Consider the following 20716-nt stretch of genomic DNA (forward strand, 5'->3'; position numbering starts at 1 on the left):
CCATTCGCCCAGGCCCGTGACTCGGTCGCGGCCGGGTAACCACTAGGCTGCTCTCGTGAGTCTTGTGCTGCTACCCGCCGTCGATGTCGCCAACGGAGAGGCTGTGCGCCTCGTGCAAGGAGAGGCCGGCAGCGAAACCAGCTACGGTTCGCCTCGCGAGGCGGCGCTGGCCTGGCAGGAAGCCGGCGCGGAATGGGTGCATCTGGTCGATCTGGACGCGGCCTTCGGGCGCGGCTCGAACCGGGAGCTGCTCGCGGGCGTCGTCGGCGAACTCGACGTCAAGGTGGAACTGTCCGGCGGCATCCGCGATGACGAGAGCCTGGAGGCGGCGCTGGCCACCGGCTGCGCCCGGGTGAACCTCGGCACCGCGGCGCTGGAGGACCCCCTCTGGTGCGCCAGGGCCATCGCCCGCCACGGCGAGCGCATCGCCGTCGGCCTGGACGTGCGCATCGTCGACGGTGAGCACCGGCTGCGTGGCCGCGGCTGGGTCAGCGACGGCGGCGATCTGTGGGAGGTGCTGGAACGCCTGGAACGCGACGGCTGTTCGCGCTACGTCGTGACCGACGTGACCAAGGACGGCACGCTCACCGGCCCCAACCTGGATCTGCTGCGCGAGGTGTGCGCGGCCACCGACGCGCCGGTCATCGCGTCCGGCGGCGTCTCCACCATCGACGACCTGGTCGCGATCGCCGAGCTGGTGCCCGACGGCGTCGAGGGCTCGATCGTCGGCAAGGCGCTCTACGCGGGCCGGTTCACCCTGCCCGACGCGCTGGCCGCGGTGAGATGACCCAGTCACTGTCGGCACTGCTCGCGGTGGCGAGCGAGGTCCTGGACTCGGTGTGCTCGCGGTTCATCGAGGGCGTCGGCGCGCCGAGCGCGGTCGCCAAGGGCCGCAACGACTTCGCCACCGCGCTGGACCTGGAGCTGGAACGCACCGTCTCGGCCGAGCTGCAGCGGCGCACCGGCATCGAGGTGCACGGGGAGGAGTTCGGCGGCCCGCAGCTCACCTCCGGTACCGCGTGGGTGCTCGACCCTATCGATGGCACCTTCAACTACTCGTCCGGCCATCCGCTCTCGGCCATGCTCCTGGCGCTGGTACGCGACGGCGAGCCGGTGCTCGGCCTGACCTGGCTGCCGCTGCTCGGTCGTCGCTACGCGGCCATGGCCGGTGGACCGGTGCTCCTGGACGGCCACCCGTTGCCGCCGCTGCCGCGGGGCAGGCTGGCCGAGTCGATGATCGGTTTCGGCGCGTTCAACGTCGACTCGCACGGCCGCATCCCCGGACAGTTCCGCTTCGATCTGCTCGGCCCGTTGAGCAGGCTGTCCTCGCGGGTGCGCATGCACGGCTCCACCGGCATCGATCTGGCGTACACCGCCTCCGGCGTGCTCGGCGGAGCGATCGTCTTCGGGCACCATCCCTGGGACAACGCGGCGGGTGTCGCGCTGGTGCGCGCGGCCGGGGGCGTGGTCACCGACATTTCCGGCCGGCCGTGGACGATCACCTCCGGCTCCGTGCTGGCGGCCGCGCCGGGCGTACACGGAGAACTGCTCGACATGATCTGCACGGTCGCCGACCCGGCGGCCGCGGCGAAAGGGTGAGGCAATGACGTTGGCGGTCCGTGTGATTCCGTGTCTCGACGTCGACGCGGGCCGGGTGGTCAAGGGCGTCAAATTCGAGAACCTGCGCGACGCCGGCGATCCGGTCGAGCTGGCCGCCCGGTACGACGCCCAAGGCGCCGACGAACTGACGTTCCTCGACGTGACCGCCTCGTCCGGCGACCGCGGCACCCTGATCGACGTGGTGACCCGCACCGCCGAGCAGATCTTCATCCCGCTCACCGTCGGCGGCGGGGTGCGCACGGTCGAGGACGTGGACCGCCTGCTGCGTGCGGGCGCGGACAAGGTCTCGGTGAACACCGCGGCCATCGCGCGGCCCGAGGTGCTGCGTGAGATGTCCGAACGGTTCGGTTCGCAATGCATCGTGCTGTCGGTGGACGCGCGCACTGTCGCGGACGGCCGGCCGGATACCGACTCCAGCTGGGAGGTGACCACGCACGGCGGCAAACGCGGCACCGGAATCGACGCCGTCGAATGGGCGGTGCGCGGCGCCGAACTCGGTGTCGGTGAGATCCTGCTGAACTCGATGGACGCCGATGGCACGAAGGCCGGTTTCGACCTGCCGATGATCCGCGCCGTGCGGGCGGCGGTCACGGTGCCGGTGATCGCCAGCGGAGGCGCGGGCGCGGTCGAGCACTTCGCGCCGGCCGTGCACGCGGGCGCCGACGCGGTGCTCGCGGCGAGCGTGTTCCATTTCGGCGAACTGACCATCGGCCAGGTCAAGGATTCGATGCGAGCGGAGCAGATCGTCGTCCGGTAGTGGCGGCAGGTGCGGGCACCGGGCGCCGGCACTGTTATAACGGTGCCATGAGTTTGGATCCCGCCATCGCCGCACGTCTCAAGCGCAACGACGCCGGGCTGGTGTCCGCCGTCGCACAGGAGCGTTCCAGCGGTGCGGTGCTGATGGTCGCCTGGATGGACGACGAAGCGCTGGCGCGGACGCTGCAAACCCGCAAGGCGACGTACTATTCGCGCTCCCGCCGGCAATACTGGGTCAAAGGGGAGACCTCCGGTCACACCCAGTATGTGCACGAAGTACGGCTGGATTGCGACGGCGACACGATCCTGCTGGTCGTTGATCAGGAAGGCGCGGCCTGCCACACCGGCACGCACACCTGCTTCGACTCGGATGTATTGCTGGCCGAGCGATCCTGAACGTGGTTACGCGCTGGATTGGTGGGTGTCGTCGTTGCCCGCCGAAGTGAGTCCGCCGGACTGGTCGAGCCGGTCGGCCAGCTGTGCGGCCAGTAGCTCGGCCAGTTCGGCGAGCTGGGCCTTGCGCCCCTCGTCAAGGCCGTCGAAGACCAGGTGGCGTACGGCGTCCACGTATCCCGGCGCGGCCTCGACGATTTTCAGGTAGCCCGCGTCGGTGAGCGCGGCGTACACGCCACGGCGTCCCGCGGTCGCCGAGCGCTCAGCCCAGCTCATGCGCTCCAGCTTTGACACCACATGCGACAGCCGCGATAGCGATGCGTTTGCTTTATGGGCAAGATCGCTCATCTGAAGCCGGTGTCCCGGTTCTTCCGAGAGCAGCGTCAGCACCCAGTACTCGAAGTGTGTCACGCCGGACTCGCGCTGCAGTTGGGTATCCAATGCGGCCGGCAAACGTGTCATCAGCGCCACAATGGCGCGCCAAGCTCGTTGTTCGACGGGATCGAGCCACTTCGTCACTGTGTGCCTTCTTTCGAGCCAAGTGACGTGGTTGCGTTCGCGGTGCTAGCGATCATCCGCGACCAATAGTTTGCCATGAATTCGCTCGACCGGTATGCGGATCGCATATGACGTGAGTTCCTTCACATCTTATCGGGCCCTGCCGTTGGCGCCTCGGACGTGCGCGGGTGCGCTTGCCGCCATTTGCGCAGCAGCAGCAAGCCCACCGCGACGAGGAACAACAGCATCGCCACGATTGCGCCGACGAGCGCGGCGCCACGGAATGCGGGCGCGTCGACATCCATGATCCGCTCGCCCGCGTGGGCCGCGCTGCCATTGCCCAACACGACGGTCAGCGTCATCAGGTTGGGTATGGCGAACCCGATCGCGACGACCGCCGCGGCGCCCGCCAGGAACCGGCCGCCCTTCCGCCGCCAGACCAGCACGGCGAACAGCAGCAGGAACAGCGCTACAGCGGTGCACAATCCGCCGTAGAACAGGCCCCAGCCGATGCCCTCGGCGAAGCTGCCGCCCACCATCGCCCCGACCCGCTGGGCCCACCAGCGCGGGATGAACGCGGACAGGATCAGATAGGCCAGGACGAGGAATGCGAGCATCGCGGCGACCACGATGATCCGTGTGCGCCAGACGGCAGCCGTGGATTTGCGTGCGCCGGGCTGAACGTCGGTCGAAGTCATGCATAAAGCCTATGCGGCGGCCTCGCCTTCGCCCGGTCCGGCGCGCGTCGCGCGGACGTCGTCCTGCTCCGTCCATCGGCGCCGACCGATGCGTGTGTCCCGACGGTCACCCGGCTCGACCAGCATCTTGTCGCCGTACCACCGCCCGGCATACCCGGTCGGACACGCACGCCCTTGCCCGCGTTTACCGGGAGCGCAGATACGCCAGCGCTTGGTCGGCGTGCACGTTGGCGCGCAGCTCGCCGGTGATGATCTTCCGGATGGTGCGGTCGGTGTCGATGACGAAGGTCTGCCGCTTGACCGGCGCCAGTTTGCCCAGCAGTCCGCGCTTCACGCCGAACTGCGCGGCCACCGCGCCGTCGGCGTCGGACAGCAGCGGATAGCCGAGGCGCTGCTTCTCGGCGAACCCCGCTTGCGTATCCACCCCATCGGTGCTGATACCGACGCAGGTGGCGCCCACGGCGGCGAATTCGGCGGTCAAGTCACGGAAATGGCAGGCTTCGGCCGTGCACACCGGGGTATTGGCCGCGGGATAGAAGAAGAGGACCAGTGGGCCATCGGCCAGCAACGCGTCGAGTGAGCGGGGTGTTCCGGACTGATCGGGAAGCTCGAACTGCGGGGCGGGCTGTCCTGGTTGCATACCCGAGAACTTACCGGCCATTTGATCTACGTGGGCGTCAGCGCGGCCTGGCGGTGAGGTGCGGCCAGGTGGTGAGGTATCGAGCGACCGGCCGAATCACCGGCACCGCTCATCGGCTTGTCGGTCCGGCCTGGGATGATGGACCTATGCCAGGCACGTCCACGCCCACCACCACGACCCGCGAGCAGTTCCATCTGCTGGCCGCAGAGCATCGGGTGGTCCCGGTGACCCGAAAAGTGCTGGCGGACTCGGAGACTCCGCTGTCGGCCTATCGCAAGCTGGCCGGCGATCGGGCGGGCACGTTCCTGTTCGAGTCCGCGGAGACCGGACGGTCCTGGTCGCGCTGGTCGTTCATCGGGGCGGGCAGCCCCTCCGCGCTCACCGTCGTCGGCGGCGAGGCGGCCTGGCTCGGGCACATCCCGGCCGACGCGCCCTCCGGGGGCGATCCGCTGGTGGCGCTGCGCGAGACGCTGGAGTTGCTGCGCACCGAGCGACTGCCCGGCCTGCCTCCGCTGACCGGCGGCATGGTCGGCTACCTCGGCTACGACGCGGTACGCAGGATAGAGCGGCTGCCGAACCTGACGCTGGACGACCTGGACCTGCCGGAAATGGTGCTGCTGCTGGCCACCGACCTGGCCGCGTTCGACCACCACGAGGGCGCGATCACGCTGATCGCCAATGCGGTCAATTGGAACGGCACCGCCGAGCGGGTCGACGAAGCCTACGACGACGCAGTGGCCAGGCTGGACCGGATGACCGCCGCGCTCGGCGCGCCCGCCGATTCCACCGTGTCGGTGTTCGACCGGCCCGAGCCGCAGTACCGGCGCAGGCGCACCACCGAGGAGTTCGGCGCGGGGGTGCGCCGCCTGGTGAAGGAGATCGAGGCGGGCGAGGCGTTCCAGGTCGTCCTGTCGCAGCGTTTCGAGATGGATTACGACGGCGCGCCCCTCGACCTCTACCGGATGCTGCGCGCGTCGAATCCGAGTCCGTACATGTACCTGCTGCACATCCCGGACAGCGAGGGCGGCACCGCGTTCTCCATCGTCGGCTCCAGCCCGGAAGCGCTGGTGACCGTGAAAGACGGTGTGGCGACGACCCATCCGATCGCGGGCACCCGCTGGCGCGGCGGCACCGAAGAGGAGGACCTGCTGCTGGAGAAGGGCCTGCTCGCCGACGAGAAGGAGAACGCCGAACACCTGATGCTCGTCGATCTCGGCCGCAACGATCTGGGCCGGGTGTGCGAGCCGGGCACCGTGCGGGTCAACGAGTACCGGCACATCGAGCGCTACAGCCATGTGATGCACCTGGTGTCGACGGTGTCGGGGCGGCTGGCTGCCGGCCGCATCGCGCTGGACGCGGTGCGGGCCTGTTTCCCGGCGGGCACCCTGTCCGGCGCGCCGAAGGTGCGGGCCATGGAGCTGATCGAAGAACTCGAGCCGACCCGCCGCGGCATCTACGGCGGTGTCGTCGGCTACCTGGACTTCGCGGGTGACGCCGACACCGCGATCGCCATCCGCACCGCCCTGTTGAAAGACGGCACGGCCTACGTGCAGGCGGGCGCGGGTGTGGTCGCGGACTCGAACCCGGAGTACGAGGACGTGGAGTCGCGCAACAAGGCCATGGCGGTGCTGAAGGCGATCGCGGCGGCCAGCACGGTCCGGGCCTACGGTATGGCACCGGATGTGGCGGGCGGCGATCCGCGATGACAGCGCCAGATCCGGAGCAGGAACCAGGTCGGGCCCGTGAGCCCGCCCTGGACGTGGGCGCCCCGGCGGAACCGGAATCTGTTCCCGCGACGCCCGCGGAATCGTCTCCTGCCGATGCCGATGCCGCCGATTCGCGGCGCGGGTATCCGGTGGGCGCCATCGTGTTGCTGGCCATCGCCGCTGCCGCGCTCTGGGCCTCGTCGCGGATGACGTGGGTGACAGTCAGCTCCTCCGATGGTCTCACCCAGCCGCGCACCGATCGCCTCAACGGCGGGCTGTGGTTCGGCGCTCTGACCCCGCTGGCGCTCGTGCTGCTCGCCTCGATCGCCGCCGCGGTGGCCACCAGGGGCTGGTTGCGCCGGGTGGTGGGTGTGCTGATCGCTCTGGTCGCCGCGGCGGCCGCGGTGCCGGCTTTCGCGCTGCTGACCAACTCCGGCAAGATCGCCGAACGGGCCGCGCAGCTCGCCGAGCTCCCGGCGCGCGCCCAGGTGCAGGAGGCGACCGCATCGGCTTTCCCGGCCGTGCTCGCCCTGCTCGGCGCGATCGCCGCGTTCGGCGCCGGCGTCCTGTTGGCCCGGATGTCCGCGGGAACGGCGCGGCTGTCCGGCAAATACGACAACCCGGTCTTCCGGCGCGCGGCCGCGACGGCGGAGGTCGCGCAGCGGCGTGCGCAGTCGCCGGATGACGGATCGTCGCCCCAGTTGTCCGAGCGTGTGCTGTGGGACGCGCTGGACGCCGGCACCGATCCGACCGAGGCGCCGCCGGACGATCCGGGCCCTGGCGAGGCGGACCGACGTGGGCGTTGAGCTGCCGCTGCGCGGCGAGTGTGGCGGTTACCACCTTGCGTCGAGCACTTCGCCGTGGTTGAACTCCGGCCCCGGCGCGGGCGCGCCCGGTAGGTCCATTTATTCTTTGTCAGCATCGGTGAGACAGCGCCTGGGGGGATTCTCAGGTAGCAAGTCCGTCTCCCCAGAAAGGATTCGAGCCAGATGACGGTACTCGACTCGATTCTCGACGGGGTCCGCGCGGATGTGGCCGCTCGGGAAGCCCTTCTCGACTTCCAGGCGGTCAAGGCCGCCGGCGCCGCCGCGCCCACCCCCCTGGACGCCCGCGCCGCGCTGCTCGAGGACGGCATCGGCGTGATCGCCGAGGTCAAGCGGGCCAGCCCGTCCAAAGGCGAGCTTGCGGACATCCCCGACCCGGCGAGCCTGGCCAAGGCCTACGAGGACGGTGGCGCGCGGATCATCAGCGTGCTCACCGAGGGCCGCCGCTTCAACGGGTCGCTGGACGATTTGGACGCGGTTCGCGCCACGGTGAACATTCCGCTGCTGCGCAAGGACTTCGTCGTCGGCCCGTATCAGATCCACGAGGCCCGCGCGCACGGCGCGGACGTCATCCTGCTCATCGTCGCGGCGCTGGAGCAGGACGTGCTGTCCGCGCTGATCGACCGCACCGAATCGCTGGGGATGACCGCGCTGGTCGAGGTGCACACCGAGGAGGAAGCCGATCGCGCACTGGAGGCCGGCGCTTCGGTGATCGGTGTGAACGCTCGCAACCTCAAGACGCTCGAGGTCGATCGCGACGTGTTCGCCAGGATCGCGCCCGGACTGCCCACCGATGTCGTCCGGATCGCCGAGTCCGGCATCCGTGGCACCGCGGACCTGCTGGCCTACGCGGGCGCGGGCGCGGACGCCGTTCTCGTCGGCGAGGGCTTGGTGACCAGCGGCGACCCACGCTCCGCGGTGTCCGAGCTGGTGACCGCGGGCACGCACCCGTCCTGCCCGAAGCCGGCGCGGCGGGGCCGGTGATGGGTATGGCGGCATTACCTCAGGCCAGCGACGGCGTTGCCCACCGCAGCGGCCACGAGCCGGACGCGGGCGGGCACTTCGGCGTCTACGGTGGCCGGCACGTCCCCGAGGCGCTGATGGCGGTGATCGAGGAGGTCACCGCCGAGTATGAGAAGTCCCGGATCGATGACTCGTTCCTCAACGAGCTCGACCGGCTGCAACGCGACTACGCCGGCCGCCCGTCGCCGGTGTTCGAGTGCAAGCGGCTGGCCGAGCACGCGGGCGGCGCGCGCATCCTGCTCAAGCGCGAAGACCTGAACCACACCGGATCGCACAAGATCAACAACGTGCTCGGCCAGGCGCTGCTGGCCAAGCGGATGGGCAAAACCAGGGTGATCGCCGAGACCGGCGCGGGCCAGCACGGCGTCGCCACCGCGACCGCCTGCGCGCTGCTCGGCCTGGACTGCGTCATCTACATGGGCGCGGTCGACACCGCGCGCCAAGCGCTGAACGTCGCCCGCATGCGTCTGCTCGGCGCCGAAGTGGTCTCGGTGACCTCCGGTTCGCAGACCCTCAAGGACGCCATCAACGAGGCGCTGCGCGACTGGGTGACCAACGCCGACAACACCTACTACTGTTTCGGCACGGCCGCGGGTCCGCACCCGTTCCCGATGCTGGTGCGTGATTTCCAGCGCGTCGTCGGCCTGGAAGCCCGCAGCCAGGTGCAGGCATCGACCGGTCGCCTGCCCGATGCGGTCGTCGCCTGTGTCGGCGGCGGATCCAATGCCATCGGTATCTTCCACCCGTTCCTCGATGACGCCGACGTCCGGCTGATCGGCTACGAGGCGGCCGGCGACGGCGTCGAAACCGGCCGCCACGCGGCCACCTTCACCGGCGGGACCCCGGGCGCCTTCCAAGGCGCGTACTCCTACCTCTTGCAGGATGAGGACGGGCAGACCATCGAGTCGCACTCGATCTCGGCGGGCCTGGACTACCCCGGCGTCGGCCCCGAGCACGCCTATCTCAAAGACATCGGCCGCGCCGAGTACCGGCCGATCACCGACACCGAAGCGATGGACGCGCTGTTGCTGCTCAGCCGCCGCGAGGGCATCATCCCGGCGATCGAGTCGGCGCATGCGGTGGCGGGTGCGCTGCAGCTGGGCAAGGAGCTCGGTCCCGGCGCGATTATCCTGGTGAATCTTTCCGGGCGGGGGGACAAGGACATGGACACGGCAGCGCAGTGGTTCGGGCTGTTCGACACCGAGACCGAGGAGGCGGACCAGTGAGCGAGCATCAGCGCGGCGCAGCCTTGCGCGAGCGGGCCGTAGCGACTGTCACGCAGCCCAGTGGGGCACAGCGGTGAGCCAGCAGTCTCGTCTGGCGAACATCTTCGCCACCTGCCGCGCGCAGGGACGCGCCGCACTGATCGGCTACCTGCCCGCGGGCTTTCCCGACCTCGCCGGGTCGATCGATGTCGTGCGCGCGATGGTCGAATCCGGCTGCGACATAGTCGAAGTCGGCGTCGCCTACTCCGATCCCGTGATGGACGGCCCGACCATCCAGGCCGCCGCCGTGCAGGCGTTGCGCGGCGGAGTGCGGGTGCGCGACGTGTTCTCCGTGGTCGAGGCCATCACCGGCGTGGGAGGTCAGGCGGTGGTGATGAGCTACTGGAATCCGGTACTCCAGTACGGCGTCGATCGCTTCGCGCGGGATCTGGCCGCGGCGGGCGGGTCCGGCATCATCACCCCCAACCTGATTCCGGATGAGGCCGACGACTGGTTCGTGGCCTCGTCCACGCACAACCTGGACCGCATTTTCCTGGTGGCGCCGTCGTCCACCGAGGAGCGCCTGGTGAAGACGCTCGAGGCCACCCGCGGTTTCGTGTACGCGGCCTCGACCATGGGTGTCACCGGCGCTCGCGACGCGGTGTCTTCGGCCGCGCCCGCGCTGTGCGCGCGTATCCGGGCCCATTCCGACATCCCGATCGGTGTCGGGCTCGGTGTGCGCTCCGGCGCGCAGGCCGCCGAAATCGCTGCCTACGCCGATGGCGTCATCGTCGGCTCGGCACTGGTGAGCGCGGCGGACCAGGGTTTGGACGCGGTCCGCGCACTCACGGCGGAACTCGCCGAGGGCGTGCGGTCGGCGACCGTCGCGTCGTAGGATCTCGACACGCCGCGCGACCTGCGCCGTCATACGACCAGGTGTGGGTAACGGCGCTCTGGACCGTCTGTATGACAGGGCCCGGCAGTCGGTACCGGCCGCCGTCACGCGCATCAACCGATCGCGGCGGACGCTCTGGAGCCGCGGTGACGAGCTTGGCCGCGGCGTGGGTGGTGCGGTGGTGGCGGGGCGGTTGAGCATCTCCGCTACGGTGGCCCCGTGACCTTTCCAGTCCTGGCAGACAGTGTCCTGGCCAACGGCGGCATCAGCGACGCCGTGCTTGCCTACATTCCCAGCCCCGCGCAGGGTGTGTGGCAGATCGGGCCGTTCCCCCTGCGGGCGTATGCCTTGTGCATCATCCTCGGCATCGTCGTCGCGATCTGGTGGGGTGAGCAGCGCTGGCGCGCGCGTGGTGGGCAGCCCGGCGCGATCCTGGATGTCGCGATGTTCGCGGTGCCGTTCGGTCTGGTCGGCGGCCGGCTCTATCACGTGGCCACCGACTGGCAGAAGTACTTCGGGGCGGACGGGAACCCGATCGCCGCGCTGAAGATCTATCAGGGCGGACTCGGCATCTGGGGTGCGGTGCTGGTGGGCGGCATCGGCGCGTGGATCGGGTGCCGGGTGTATCGAATCCCGTTGCCCGCGTTGGGCGACGCGGTCGCCCCGCCGATCTTGCTCGCCCAGGCCATCGGCAGACTCGGCAACTACTTCAACCAGGAGCTGTACGGCCGCGAGACCGACGTGCCGTGGGGTTTGCAGATCTTCCGCCGGGTGGGCGACGACGGTCAGCTGGACATGATGAACGGCGTCTCCACCGGCGTGGTCGACAAGATCGTGCATCCCACCTTCCTGTACGAGATGATCTGGAACCTGCTCGTCGTCGTGCTGCTGGTGTACGTGGACAAGCGCTTCCGGATCGGGCACGGGCGTCTGTTCGCCCTCTACGTCGCCGGCTACTGCTTCGGGCGGTTCTTCGTCGAGTTGATGCGCGCCGACGAGGCGACCAAGATCGCGGGTATCCGGATCAACTCGTTCACCTCCGCGGTGGTATTCCTGGCAGCGATCGCCTACTTCGTGTTCGCCACCAAAGGCCGGGAGACCCCGGAGCAGTTGCAGCCCGGCGCGAGCCCGCGCCCGTGGCAGCTTCGCGCGCTGCGCGCCGCGGGTACGGCGCAGGCCGAGAAGCCTTCGGACGCCGCCGCATCCGGGGAGACAGTGGCCGATGCGGCCCCGGGCGGGACCACCGAGAAGACGATCGGTGCGGAACCGTCCGGCGTCGAGTCCGTCGAGACCGGTTCGGATCAGGCCGGTCCGGACAAGAGCTGATTTCGTCCGGTCCGGCCTGGGCGACAGCGACGATCCGGCCGGCTATCCGAATTCTCCTCCACGGCAACGAATCGGCGGCGCACCGCGATATCTACTCGCAGGACCGAGAACATCGAGCGCGACAACTCGGTCGATCCCGGCGACAATGTCTCGTGATCGTCGCGAGCGGCAAATCGGCGGTCCGGCAAGGACGGGGGCCGAGCAGAAGGTGCCCGCACGAATGAGGAGGACCTGAGTGACCGATCCTGAGCAGCGCATTCCGGGCGCCACGGGCTCGGCATCGCCCAGTTGGTGGTCACGCTCGTCACCTGCGGTATCGGCGGCATCTGGGGTGTCATCGACGGCATCCTGATCCTGGTCGGCAAGGTCCCTGATCCCCAAGGCCGCCCGCTGCGCGACTGATCGCGACGGTCGGCACAACAGGGAGGCGGGCGCCGGGATCCCCGCCTCCCCGCGTACTCGACGGCCGCCCGCTGAATCTCGCTCATCCGCGGCACTTCGCTGCCGGCGCGGTTGTTCCTCATGTGTTGGGCGCCGCCGCAATCCGGATCGCGATCGACCGTATCGCCGGCCGCCGTGGCTTCGCCTTCAGTCGCAACGCGGGTGGCGCTGTCGTGCTGACTGTCGGGTTCGAGGGACCCGGCTGGAAACGAGGTCCATCTCTCCGGTCGCGCGCTGATTATTTGTTTGTAGCGGCTATCACGCTCGCGTTCATATTTTTCACCTACGTTTCACCATGGCCGCAGCAGGACCTATGGACCAGCGGGACTAGGCTCTACCCGTGATGCGACGGACGAAGATTGTGTGCACGCTCGGCCCGGCCACTGCCTCCGAGGACCGTATCCGCGAACTCGTCGAGAGCGGCATGGACGTAGCTCGGCTGAACTTCAGCCACGGCGAGCACGCGGACCATGCCGAGAACTACAAGAAGGTGCGGCAGGCCGCCGACCACCTGGGCCGCGCTGTCGGCATTCTCGCCGACCTCCAGGGACCGAAGATCCGCCTCGGCCGCTTCCTGGAGGGCAAGACGGTCTGGGCGACGGGCGAAGAAGTGCGCATCACCGTCGACGACATCGACGGGACCCACGACCGGGTGTCCACCACCTATAAGGAGCTCGCCAAAGACGCCAAGCCCGGCGACCGCCTCCTGGTCGACGACGGCAAGGTCGGCTTGGTTGTCATCCGCGTCGACGGTAACGATGTGGTCTGCCGGGTCACCGAGGGCGGCCCGGTCTCGAACAACAAGGGCGTTTCGCTGCCGGGCATGGACGTCTCAGTGCCCGCGCTGTCGAACAAGGACATCGAGGACCTGGAGTTCGCGCTGAAACTCGGCGTCGACTTCATCGCGCTGTCGTTCGTGCGGTCCCCCGCCGATGTCGAACTGGTGCACGAGGTGATGGATCGCGCTGGCCGCCGGGTACCGGTGATCGGCAAATTGGAGAAGCCGGAGGCGATCGACAACCTGGAGGCCGTGGTCCTCGCCTTCGATGCGGTGATGGTCGCCCGCGGCGACCTCGGCGTCGAGCTGCCGCTGGAGCAGGTGCCGATCGTGCAGAAGCGCGCCATCCAGATGGCCAGGGAGAACGCCAAGCCGGTCATCGTCGCCACCCAGATGCTGGAATCGATGATCGAGAACTCCCGCCCCACTCGCGCCGAGGCCTCGGACGTGGCGAACGCGGTACTCGACGGCGCCGACGCGGTGATGCTGTCGGGTGAGACCTCGGTGGGCAAGTACCCGATCGAGACGGTGCGCACGATGGCGCGCATCGTGCACGCGGTGGAGACCGAGTCGACCCGTGTCCCTCCGCTCACCCACGTGCCGCGCACCAAGCGCGGCGTGATCTCCTATGCCGCCCGGGACATCGGCGAGCGGCTCAATGCCAAGGCGCTGGTGGCTTTCACCCAGTCCGGGGACACGGTGCGCCGCCTGGCCCGGCTGCACACGCCGCTGCCGCTGCTGGCGTTCACGCCGCTGCCTGAGGTGCGTAGCCAGCTGGCGCTGACCTGGGGCACCGAAACCTTCATTGTCCCGACGGTGAGCACCACCGATGCGATGATTCACCAGGTGGATGTAGCGCTGCTGTCCATGGACCGATACCAGAAGGGTGATCTGGTGGTCATCGTGGCGGGATCGCCGCCCGGCACCGTCGGCTCCACCAATCTGATCCACGTGCACCGCATCGGTGAGGAGGACCATTAGTGAGTGCTTCCCTCAGCAGCCCGGTCAGCGTCGAGGAGCCGTCTGCGCGGCGCTGCGACCTGGACGTGCTGCTCGGCCTGCTCGATCTGGAGCAGATGGACGAGGACGTGTTCGTCGGCCAGCATCCGGAGAAGGTATGGAGCCGGACCTTCGGCGGTCAGCTCGTTTCGCAGGCCATCATCGCCGCGGGCCGGACGGTCGGTGACCGTCCGGTGCACGCGGTGAACGCGCATTTCGTGCGTGGCGGCGACGTGAAGAAGCCGATCGAGTACCGGGTGGAGCGGCAACGCGACGGTCGCGCGTTCGCCAACCGTACGGTCACCGCCATCCAGGACGGCCAGGAGCTGTTCGTGATGCTCGCCGCTTTCCAGGATTGGGGTAAAGGGCTCGAGCACGCGCACGCCCAGCCGGAGGTTCCCGATCCGGAGACGCTGCCTCGCGTGGAGGAGAGCTTCGAAGGCTTCGAGGACAAACTGGAGATGTTCGTCAAGGCGCCGCATCCGATCGACATGCGTTACACCAACGACCCGGCCTGGATTCTCAAGGGCACGGGGGAGCGGCTCAACCACAATCGGGTGTGGATGCGTGCGGATGGCAGGCTGCCCGACGACCCGCTGATCCACGTGGCGACGCTCGGTTATTCGTCCGACACCACGGTGCTGGACTCGATCCTCACCACCCATGGGCTGTCGTGGGGCCTGGACCGGATCGTGGCGGCCACGGTCAACCACTCGATCTGGTTCCACCGCCCGTTCCGCTTCGACGAGTGGGCGCTGTACGCCACCGAGTCGCCGGTGGCGGCGGGCTCTCGCGGTCTGGCGACCGGGCGGTTCTACTCGCGCCGCGGCGACCTGCTCGCCACCACGGTGCAGGAAGGGCTCATCCGGCACTTCCCGGCGAGCTCGCAGGACTGAGCGGCGGTCTGCGCTTTCGCTTCGGCTTCGGCCCGCGGCCGAGCCTGCGCTACAGCAGTTCGCGCTCGCGATCGATGTCGAGATCGACGTCGGTGCGTTGGCTGGCGCGGATCGAGACCGGGATCTGGCGTTCCGGCTCGGTGCGCGCGAGACCGGAGATCCCGTGCAGCAGCTGCCGTTCCAGCGTGGCTACGCCGTCGTCGGTCAGCTGGTTCGGCTCCCCGACCAGGCTCAGTGCGATTTCGTAGGTGCGGCGGTTTTCCGGTTCGTTGTCGAGCCGGTCGCCACCACAGTGGCTCACCAGGGCCACGTGGGCCGGGTCGTCGGAATCGAGCGGCAAGGTGAACCGCCAGGCGAAAATGTCGCGGTCGATGAGGTGGTCGTCCACCACCTCGCGCACGATATCGACGACGCGTTCGAGCGTTTCCGGTGTCACATAAACATGGAGCGCAACATCCGAAATTCGCTTCGGCATGTCTGATTCCTGTTCTGTGTCGAAGCAGCAGCGGCGAGAGTGGTGTCCGCGGGAGTTTAAACTGTCCCGGCCCGAAATGGATATAGCCGACCCGTGACGGGCGGGTGATCCGGGGTATTCGACGGTGCCCGAGTGGGTTTCCCTTGTGCTGCCGGTAGTTACCGCGTGCGCTGGGCGGCGAGGAAAGTCGCCAGGGGCGCGGGCGACGCGCCGGGCCGGATCACCAGCCCGGCGCGCTCGTCGTCCTGCGGGCGCAGTTGCTCGTCCGGTGCCAGCGCCAGCAGCAGCGGTCCGAGCGCCTCGGCGATGCGGTCGCCGACCTCGCAGAACGACTGCGCGGACAGCCCGACCGGGTCGGCGATGTTCTCCCGGCCGACGAGCGAGAGGTCGTCGCGCGCGGTGTGCAGGTCGGCGATGGTGCGAGCACCAGTGACGTGGGCGATGCGGTGGGCTTCCAACAGTGTGAAAGTGCGGGGGCGGGCACCGAAGGCCATTTCGATCGCCTGGTCGCGAATCTGTTCGGTCATCGCGAGGACCAGGTCGGCCCGGTCGATCATCTCCGCCTTGAGGCGGCGGGCCCGGAAGTTGCTCGGGTCCGCGCCGAGTCCCGCGATGGTCTGTGCGGCGAGCGGTTCGACCGGAAATCCCACCAGCGCACGGGTTCCCGCGCTTTCGGTGGTGAGGTTGGGCAGAGCGTGTTCGGCGGCGAGGGCGCGGGTAAGCCGCTCGGCGATTACCGAACGGCAAACGTTGCCGTTGCAGACGAACAGGATGTGCATACGAACACGGTAATCCGCTCGGGGCTTACCGGAACGGCCCCGATTCGATAGTCCCAGGTGTGGGAACAACATATTCATCTGTTCGTAGTGCGCCGTACACTGAGTACGCCGCTTTCCCGCCTCGGCTCGCCACGTACGTCACGCAACTGGCGGTGCGGTCGATTCCTCCCACCGGATGTACCCAGTGGCGGGCGCCGCGAAACACTGCGTTGTGATTGCTTCGTGATATGACCCGGATGCGGCGGCTACTCGGATTCGCTGTCGTAGTAAGTGGATTCGCGTACGACCGGCTCCAGCTCGGCGGGTCGGTCCTCGACACGTCCACGGGTGGTGAACCTTCGGCCGCGTGCGGGGATGACCGGCGCGAACCGCGCCAGGCCGGTCGCGGGGTCCATATCGTCGTACATGGCGTCGATGCCACCGCGCGCGAAGTAGGCCTCATGCCAGAGCCCGGTGCCGCCCGAGTCGCGCAGGAACTTCTGCCACCAGTCGCGGTGCGGTGCGGTGCGGGTCCACGCTTCGAGGCTGTCCAGGTCGCGCCAGTATTGCCGCGCACCCCAGTGCGGCGGGAACAGTGACCAGACGACGTCTTCGTGCAGGAGCAGCCCGTCCGGCCGGTCCCGGTGTGACCGATAGAGTTCGGGTCCGAGTCCGAGCAGTCGCAGCATCCCCCTCGGCCGCCGCACCCGCATTCCGAGATAGATCACCACCAGATCCGGATATTCCGACAAGTCCACGGTGGTCCTGTTCACCCGCATCGCACACCTCCGCTGTGCTCGGTTGCAACGCCCGCGGCTACGACCTGGGACCAGGGCATTGCACCCTTGAGAATACGACGAGCTACCCGAGGTCGGCGCCGCCGGCGAGCCGGATGCCGGCCTTCGGATGCTGCCAATGACCGCTGAGCCATCCTGGGCTGAGGGAGGGTCGTGTCCAGGGGCGCTCTTTCCCTTGAGTCGGCCGAGTGGGGTCAGACAATCGGGCATGTACAACACCGCCGACCCCGACCGCTATGGGGGTGAGATCGACACGCTCGCCGGCGAAGCCGGATGGATCCCCGACGACCTGGACGACGATCCCGAGGAGACCGTCACCGATTCCGAACACCTCGAGGTCCTGTGCGCGGCGGCCGGCTGAGGCGCACTCACCGGCGAATTCTTCGAGTTTCTCGGCGTCGACCAACCTGCGGTGATCGAGTACCTCACAGCCGCCGGGGTCGTGGGCTGACCGTGGCGTCGTAGGCGTCTGCACCATCTGAGTCACAACGACCCGCCTACGGCTCTGTCTGTCGTTGGATTCGTTCAGCAATTTAACCGCGCAGGTCAGCTCGGTTTCGAACTGCTCGATGGGGTTCGGTTGCAGTTTGCCATGATCGGCGGATGGAATTTGTACTCGATCCGCCACACGGGGTTGGTCCGCTGAGGCTCGGGATGACGCCGGACGAAGCGCGGGCGGCGTTGGAAACACTCGGTCCGCTGAAGCCCGCAACCCATGGTGAGGTGGCGCTGAACTTGCCCGGTGGGCTCGGTTTCAGTGTGCACTTCGGAGCTGGTCCGACCGGCAACAAAGTCAACGCGATCGAGGTCTGGTCTCCCAGTGAGGAAGACGTGGTCCGTTATCACAGCGTCGATGTCTTCGGCCTGCCCGCACTGGAGGTGGTAGAACGGCTTCGTCGTCATATCGACCTGCGGGAGAATGAAGACGACGATGGATTCACCTCGCCTGAGCGGTACCTTGCGTTGTGGCGACCGTTCGCAGCGGATGACGACCCGGACGAGGCGCAGGGCTACTTCTTTCAATCGGCGCTCGTGGCGCGGCCGGGATACGGCGACACCCCCGCAGAGGCAGCGGCTCGATTGGCTATTGGTGGTGAGCCTGGATACTGACTGCGAGGACTTTCCGGTGGCCGGACCACAGCCGGGCGATACGCCGATCGTGCCTATACGGGTAAGACCGTCACCCGCGCGCATCCTGGACCGACCGGAGAAGTGTCGAACCTGTTGAGGCTCAACGGATGCGCTACCGTTCCTGAACCACAAGGGCGGCTACCTGGCATCGACGGAATTCCGGTGGGTGTTCGATCAGGCCGTGAAGGACGCTGGGCTGGCTGGAGTCGTGCCGCATGGATTGCGTCATACGGCCGCGTCGCTCGCGATAAGCGCTGGGGCGAACATCAAGGTCGTTCAGCGGATGCTCGGGCACAAACGGCGACGTTGACCCTGGACCTCTACGGGCACCTGTTCCCGGACGATCTCGACGCCGTGGCCGATGGGATGGACGCTGGAGCGCGGGCAGCTGCGGACTACTTGCGGACTGCGTGAGTGGAGGGAATGTGGGCGGGATCGGAAAAACCGCCCACTACCTTGGTGCCGAGTGTGGGACTCGAACCCACACGTCCTTTCGGACAACGGTTTTTGAGACCGTCGCGTCTGCCAGTTCCGCCAACTCGGCGCACCGGGTGGAAACTATAGCGGGTGGGGTGCCGCGGAAGCGAATGGGCTGGTGCAGACGGCGGCCTGACGCGGTTTACGCAGGGTATATGCGTTCTATGCTGAAGTGATAGGTACTCTCTACATCACTCGGCAGTCCGGTGATCGGCTGGTGGTCGTCAGTGCGATCGCGGCATATTTTCGGCGTGTCGGGTACAGGCATCGCAAACCAGAGGGGTCTACCTATGAGCACAGCAGCTGGGGGCGCCGGCACGAAGCGGGACGCCGGGGCGAAGCGGGTCGTCGTCGCCGAGGACGAGGCGCTCATTCGCATGGATCTGGTCGAGATGCTGACCGAAGAGGGTTATCACGTGGTAGGCGAGGCGGGCGACGGCCAGCAGGCGGTCGACCTCGCGGTCGAGCACCGGCCGGATCTGGTCATCATGGACGTCAAGATGCCGCGCCGGGACGGGATCGACGCGGCGGCCGAGATCGCGTCCAAACGTGTTGCGCCGGTGGTTATTCTGACCGCGTTCAGCCAGCGTGACCTGGTGGAGCGGGCGCGGGACGCGGGTGCGATGGCCTACCTGGTGAAGCCGTTCACCAAATCGGATCTGGTGCCCGCTATCGAATTGGCGGCCAGCCGCTTCCATGAGATCACCGCGTTGGAGAGCGAGGTGGCGAATCTGGCCGATCGGCTGGAAACGCGGAAGCTGGTCGAGCGCGCAAAAGGTGTGCTGATGCAGACCCAGGGCCTGTCGGAGCCGCAGGCGTTCAAGTGGATTCAGCGCACGGCAATGGATCGGCGCACCACCATGAAGGCGGTCGCGGAAGTCGTGTTGGAGAATCTGACACCGAAGTGACGTCGCCGCCGCGTAACGGCGGAAAATTTACACAGTCGAAACATGATCGTGAACAAGGATTCGACACAATGTCGCGCGCATGACCCGAATGTGATGCGGATCTAACGTACCGACGCTATGTTCTGACCGGGCTGACGTAGTCGGCCTCCTCGGCGATCCGGGGGAGCACAGAACTAGATGAGGTGAAACGTGCTTAGTTCGACATGGCGCAGTCGCTCGACGATAGCTTTTCTGGCCGTCGGCGCTGCCGCCGCGCTGGTGCTGACCGGTTGTAGCGACAAATCCACCAGCAGCGGTTCGGATTCCTCGGGTACCAACGGCGCGGGTGGCCTGTCCATTCAGCCGGTTTTGCAGGTCGACCAGCAGGGTAAAGAGGTGCCGAAGGCCGATGCGGCCGCGGCGGCCGATCCCGCGGGCGACGGTAAAGCGACCTGTGCGCCGGGTACCGCGATCGCCATGGCCGGCGCGCTGACCGGTCCGGATGCCGCGCTCGGCATCAATATCGTCAACGGCGTCAAGCTTGCCCTCGATCAGCACAACAAAGCCAACCCCGGATGCAAGATCGAACTCAAACAGTTCGACACCGAGGGTGACCCGCAGAAGGCCACCCAGGTGATCCCGCAGATCGTCAACGACAAGTCGATCATCGGCCTGGTCGGCCCCGCGTTCTCCGGCGAGACGAAGGCGACCGGCAAGATCCTCAGCGACGCGGGCCTGGTTTCGGTCACGTCGTCGGCAACCAACGCGACACTGACGCAGAACGGCTGGACCACCTTCTTCCGCGGCCTGGCCAACGACGACGTGCAGGGCCCGTCGGTGGCGAAGTACCTGGTCAACACGGCGGGCTACAAGAAGGTCTGTGTCATCCAGGACAACACCGACTATGGCACCGGCCTGGCGAAATCGATCACCGAGGGCCTCGGCGCCGCGGCCGACCCGGCGTGCGCGGCCAGCATCAAGAAGGGCGACAAGGACTTCTCCGCGACGGTCACCAAGGTGGCGGCCGCGAATCCGGACGCGATCTTCTACTCCGGCTACTACTCCGAGGCCGCGCCGCTGGCCCAGCAACTGAAGTCCGGTGGCGTGAAGGCGGTCTTCGTATCCGCGGACGGCACCAACGACCCGCAGTTCGTCGCGCAGGCGGGCAGCGCGGCCAAGGGCGCGAAGCTGTCGTGCCCGTGCGGTCCCGCGCCGGAGAAATTCGCCGAGGACTACAAGGCCCTGAACGGTCAGGCGCCCGGTGTCTATTCGGTCGAGGCCTACGACCTGACCACCATCCTGGCCAAGGGCATCGACGGCGGTAAAGTGACCCGCCCGGATCTGCTCGGGTATGTGCGGACATACGACGGTGCCGGCCTCGCGCGTCAGTACAAGTGGAATCCGAATGGTGAGCTGTCGAACGCGCTGATCTGGGTTTACGAGGTCAAGTAGCCCCGAATCTCGGACGCACGGCACGTACTGGGATGGCGCCC

Annotated in this window: 23 protein-coding genes, 1 tRNA gene and 1 pseudogene; 18 read left to right on the plus strand and 7 right to left on the minus strand. The window is 67.8% G+C overall.

What is annotated here, in order from left to right:
• Positions 1–55: 55 nt before the first annotated feature.
• Genes priA through hisI form a run of 4 tightly spaced genes read left to right on the plus strand, consistent with a single transcriptional unit; the run spans position 56 to position 2772 of the window.
• Entirely contained in the window at positions 56–787 is a 732-nt protein-coding gene (gene priA, locus ACT86A_RS18420) for a bifunctional 1-(5-phosphoribosyl)-5-((5-phosphoribosylamino)methylideneamino)imidazole-4-carboxamide isomerase/phosphoribosylanthranilate isomerase PriA (RefSeq protein WP_445093391.1), read from the plus strand.
• Complete coding sequence (locus ACT86A_RS18425; RefSeq protein ID WP_445093392.1) at positions 784–1599, plus strand: inositol monophosphatase family protein; 816 nt, start codon at positions 784–786, stop codon at positions 1597–1599. The genes priA and ACT86A_RS18425 overlap by 4 nt, the downstream gene beginning before the upstream one ends.
• 4 nt (positions 1600–1603) lie before the next feature.
• Positions 1604–2377 carry an imidazole glycerol phosphate synthase subunit HisF gene (gene hisF / locus ACT86A_RS18430; protein WP_445093393.1) on the plus strand — a complete coding sequence of 258 codons (774 nt, stop codon included), beginning with the start codon at positions 1604–1606 and terminating at the stop codon, positions 2375–2377.
• A gap of 47 nt (positions 2378–2424) precedes the next feature.
• Entirely contained in the window at positions 2425–2772 is a 348-nt protein-coding gene (hisI, locus tag ACT86A_RS18435) for a phosphoribosyl-AMP cyclohydrolase (protein ID WP_445093394.1), read from the plus strand.
• A gap of 6 nt (positions 2773–2778) precedes the next feature.
• Here hisI and ACT86A_RS18440 read toward each other — a convergent pair whose 3' ends face one another.
• The 3 genes from ACT86A_RS18440 to ACT86A_RS18450 form a co-directional block, all read right to left on the minus strand.
• Positions 2779–3231: a MarR family winged helix-turn-helix transcriptional regulator gene (locus tag ACT86A_RS18440; protein WP_445093508.1), complete on the minus strand. Its 453-nt coding sequence runs from the start codon at positions 3229–3231 to the stop codon at positions 2779–2781.
• 179 nt (positions 3232–3410) lie between these two features.
• The gene (locus tag ACT86A_RS18445) at positions 3411–3965 is read right to left on the minus strand and encodes a permease (protein ID WP_445093395.1); all 555 of its coding nucleotides are present in this window, start codon (positions 3963–3965) and stop codon (positions 3411–3413) included.
• Positions 3966–4149: 184 nt separating this feature from the next.
• Positions 4150–4605, minus strand: coding sequence for a peroxiredoxin (locus tag ACT86A_RS18450; RefSeq protein WP_445093509.1), 456 nt, complete (start codon positions 4603–4605; stop codon positions 4150–4152).
• 146 nt (positions 4606–4751) lie between these two features.
• Between ACT86A_RS18450 and ACT86A_RS18455 the strand changes: the two genes are divergently transcribed.
• The 9 genes from ACT86A_RS18455 to ACT86A_RS18490 all read left to right on the plus strand — a co-directional run bounded on the left by ACT86A_RS18455 (position 4752) and on the right by ACT86A_RS18490 (position 14698).
• Positions 4752–6311 carry an anthranilate synthase component I gene (locus tag ACT86A_RS18455; protein WP_445093396.1) on the plus strand — a complete coding sequence of 520 codons (1560 nt, stop codon included), beginning with the start codon at positions 4752–4754 and terminating at the stop codon, positions 6309–6311.
• Positions 6308–7117, plus strand: coding sequence for a TIGR02234 family membrane protein (locus tag ACT86A_RS18460; protein ID WP_445093397.1), 810 nt, complete (start codon positions 6308–6310; stop codon positions 7115–7117). Before ACT86A_RS18455 ends, ACT86A_RS18460 begins: the two co-directional genes overlap by 4 nt.
• A gap of 183 nt (positions 7118–7300) precedes the next feature.
• Entirely contained in the window at positions 7301–8119 is an 819-nt protein-coding gene (trpC, locus tag ACT86A_RS18465; RefSeq protein WP_445093398.1) for an indole-3-glycerol phosphate synthase TrpC, read from the plus strand.
• Between the two features lie 5 nt (positions 8120–8124).
• A complete protein-coding gene (gene trpB, locus ACT86A_RS18470; RefSeq protein ID WP_445093399.1) occupies positions 8125–9384 on the plus strand; it encodes a tryptophan synthase subunit beta in 1260 nt (419 codons plus the stop codon).
• Positions 9385–9457: 73 nt separating this feature from the next.
• Positions 9458–10258: a tryptophan synthase subunit alpha gene (gene trpA / locus ACT86A_RS18475; RefSeq protein WP_445093400.1), complete on the plus strand. Its 801-nt coding sequence runs from the start codon at positions 9458–9460 to the stop codon at positions 10256–10258.
• 219 nt (positions 10259–10477) lie between these two features.
• A complete protein-coding gene (lgt, locus tag ACT86A_RS18480; RefSeq protein ID WP_445093401.1) occupies positions 10478–11584 on the plus strand; it encodes a prolipoprotein diacylglyceryl transferase in 1107 nt (368 codons plus the stop codon).
• A gap of 288 nt (positions 11585–11872) precedes the next feature.
• Positions 11873–11986 (plus strand): TM2 domain-containing protein, encoded by a 114-nt coding sequence (locus ACT86A_RS27545; protein WP_508104366.1) that lies wholly within the window; start codon positions 11873–11875, stop codon positions 11984–11986.
• A 379-nt stretch (positions 11987–12365) separates the two neighbouring features.
• Positions 12366–13784 carry a pyruvate kinase gene (pyk, locus tag ACT86A_RS18485; RefSeq protein ID WP_445093402.1) on the plus strand — a complete coding sequence of 473 codons (1419 nt, stop codon included), beginning with the start codon at positions 12366–12368 and terminating at the stop codon, positions 13782–13784.
• A gap of 95 nt (positions 13785–13879) precedes the next feature.
• Complete coding sequence (locus tag ACT86A_RS18490) at positions 13880–14698, plus strand: acyl-CoA thioesterase (protein WP_445093510.1); 819 nt, start codon at positions 13880–13882, stop codon at positions 14696–14698.
• Between the two features lie 49 nt (positions 14699–14747).
• On the opposite strand, the gene ACT86A_RS18495 is transcribed toward ACT86A_RS18490, so the two are convergent.
• The 3 genes from ACT86A_RS18495 to ACT86A_RS18505 all read right to left on the minus strand — a co-directional run bounded on the left by ACT86A_RS18495 (position 14748) and on the right by ACT86A_RS18505 (position 16710).
• Positions 14748–15173 carry a hypothetical protein gene (locus ACT86A_RS18495; RefSeq protein ID WP_445093403.1) on the minus strand — a complete coding sequence of 142 codons (426 nt, stop codon included), beginning with the start codon at positions 15171–15173 and terminating at the stop codon, positions 14748–14750.
• 158 nt (positions 15174–15331) lie between these two features.
• Positions 15332–15952, minus strand: coding sequence for an arsenate reductase/protein-tyrosine-phosphatase family protein (locus ACT86A_RS18500; protein WP_445093404.1), 621 nt, complete (start codon positions 15950–15952; stop codon positions 15332–15334).
• A 245-nt stretch (positions 15953–16197) separates the two neighbouring features.
• Positions 16198–16710 (minus strand): monooxygenase family protein, encoded by a 513-nt coding sequence (locus ACT86A_RS18505; RefSeq protein WP_445093405.1) that lies wholly within the window; start codon positions 16708–16710, stop codon positions 16198–16200.
• 226 nt (positions 16711–16936) lie between these two features.
• Between ACT86A_RS18505 and ACT86A_RS18510 the strand changes: the two genes are divergently transcribed.
• The 3 genes and pseudogenes from ACT86A_RS18510 to ACT86A_RS27550 all read left to right on the plus strand — a co-directional run.
• A complete protein-coding gene (locus tag ACT86A_RS18510) occupies positions 16937–17089 on the plus strand; it encodes a hypothetical protein (RefSeq protein ID WP_445093406.1) in 153 nt (50 codons plus the stop codon).
• 242 nt (positions 17090–17331) lie between these two features.
• Positions 17332–17838 (plus strand): hypothetical protein, encoded by a 507-nt coding sequence (locus ACT86A_RS18515; RefSeq protein ID WP_445093407.1) that lies wholly within the window; start codon positions 17332–17334, stop codon positions 17836–17838.
• Positions 17839–17965: 127 nt separating this feature from the next.
• A pseudogene (locus tag ACT86A_RS27550) lies at positions 17966–18273 on the plus strand (tyrosine-type recombinase/integrase); the annotation flags it as partial.
• Positions 18274–18316: 43 nt separating this feature from the next.
• Here ACT86A_RS27550 and ACT86A_RS18525 read toward each other — a convergent pair.
• Positions 18317–18403, minus strand: a tRNA-Leu gene (locus tag ACT86A_RS18525).
• Positions 18404–18626: 223 nt separating this feature from the next.
• Here ACT86A_RS18525 and ACT86A_RS18530 point away from each other — a divergent pair.
• Entirely contained in the window at positions 18627–19244 is a 618-nt protein-coding gene (locus ACT86A_RS18530; RefSeq protein ID WP_330231888.1) for an ANTAR domain-containing response regulator, read from the plus strand.
• A gap of 189 nt (positions 19245–19433) precedes the next feature.
• Positions 19434–20675 carry a branched-chain amino acid ABC transporter substrate-binding protein gene (locus ACT86A_RS18535; protein WP_445093409.1) on the plus strand — a complete coding sequence of 414 codons (1242 nt, stop codon included), beginning with the start codon at positions 19434–19436 and terminating at the stop codon, positions 20673–20675.
• Positions 20676–20716: the final 41 nt, after the last annotated feature.

The organism is Nocardia glycosmidis (assembly GCF_052545115.1).

Coding starts and splice junctions, on each gene's coding strand:
- ACT86A_RS18505 (WP_445093405.1), bottom strand. CDS start 16,710: ATGCGGGTGAACAGGACCACCGTGGACTTGTCGGAATATCCGGATCTG.
- ACT86A_RS18510 (WP_445093406.1), top strand. CDS start 16,937: ATGTACAACACCGCCGACCCCGACCGCTATGGGGGTGAGATCGACACG.
- trpC (WP_445093398.1), top strand. CDS start 7,301: ATGACGGTACTCGACTCGATTCTCGACGGGGTCCGCGCGGATGTGGCC.
- ACT86A_RS18450 (WP_445093509.1), bottom strand. CDS start 4,605: ATGCAACCAGGACAGCCCGCCCCGCAGTTCGAGCTTCCCGATCAGTCC.
- trpB (WP_445093399.1), top strand. CDS start 8,125: ATGGCGGCATTACCTCAGGCCAGCGACGGCGTTGCCCACCGCAGCGGC.
- ACT86A_RS18460 (WP_445093397.1), top strand. CDS start 6,308: ATGACAGCGCCAGATCCGGAGCAGGAACCAGGTCGGGCCCGTGAGCCC.
- ACT86A_RS18515 (WP_445093407.1), top strand. CDS start 17,332: ATGGAATTTGTACTCGATCCGCCACACGGGGTTGGTCCGCTGAGGCTC.
- ACT86A_RS18495 (WP_445093403.1), bottom strand. CDS start 15,173: ATGCCGAAGCGAATTTCGGATGTTGCGCTCCATGTTTATGTGACACCG.
- ACT86A_RS18445 (WP_445093395.1), bottom strand. CDS start 3,965: ATGACTTCGACCGACGTTCAGCCCGGCGCACGCAAATCCACGGCTGCC.
- hisI (WP_445093394.1), top strand. CDS start 2,425: ATGAGTTTGGATCCCGCCATCGCCGCACGTCTCAAGCGCAACGACGCC.
- ACT86A_RS18440 (WP_445093508.1), bottom strand. CDS start 3,231: ATGACACGTTTGCCGGCCGCATTGGATACCCAACTGCAGCGCGAGTCC.
- ACT86A_RS18500 (WP_445093404.1), bottom strand. CDS start 15,952: ATGCACATCCTGTTCGTCTGCAACGGCAACGTTTGCCGTTCGGTAATC.
- ACT86A_RS18455 (WP_445093396.1), top strand. CDS start 4,752: ATGCCAGGCACGTCCACGCCCACCACCACGACCCGCGAGCAGTTCCAT.
- ACT86A_RS18530 (WP_330231888.1), top strand. CDS start 18,627: ATGAGCACAGCAGCTGGGGGCGCCGGCACGAAGCGGGACGCCGGGGCG.
- ACT86A_RS18490 (WP_445093510.1), top strand. CDS start 13,880: ATGGACGAGGACGTGTTCGTCGGCCAGCATCCGGAGAAGGTATGGAGC.
- ACT86A_RS18425 (WP_445093392.1), top strand. CDS start 784: ATGACCCAGTCACTGTCGGCACTGCTCGCGGTGGCGAGCGAGGTCCTG.
- hisF (WP_445093393.1), top strand. CDS start 1,604: ATGACGTTGGCGGTCCGTGTGATTCCGTGTCTCGACGTCGACGCGGGC.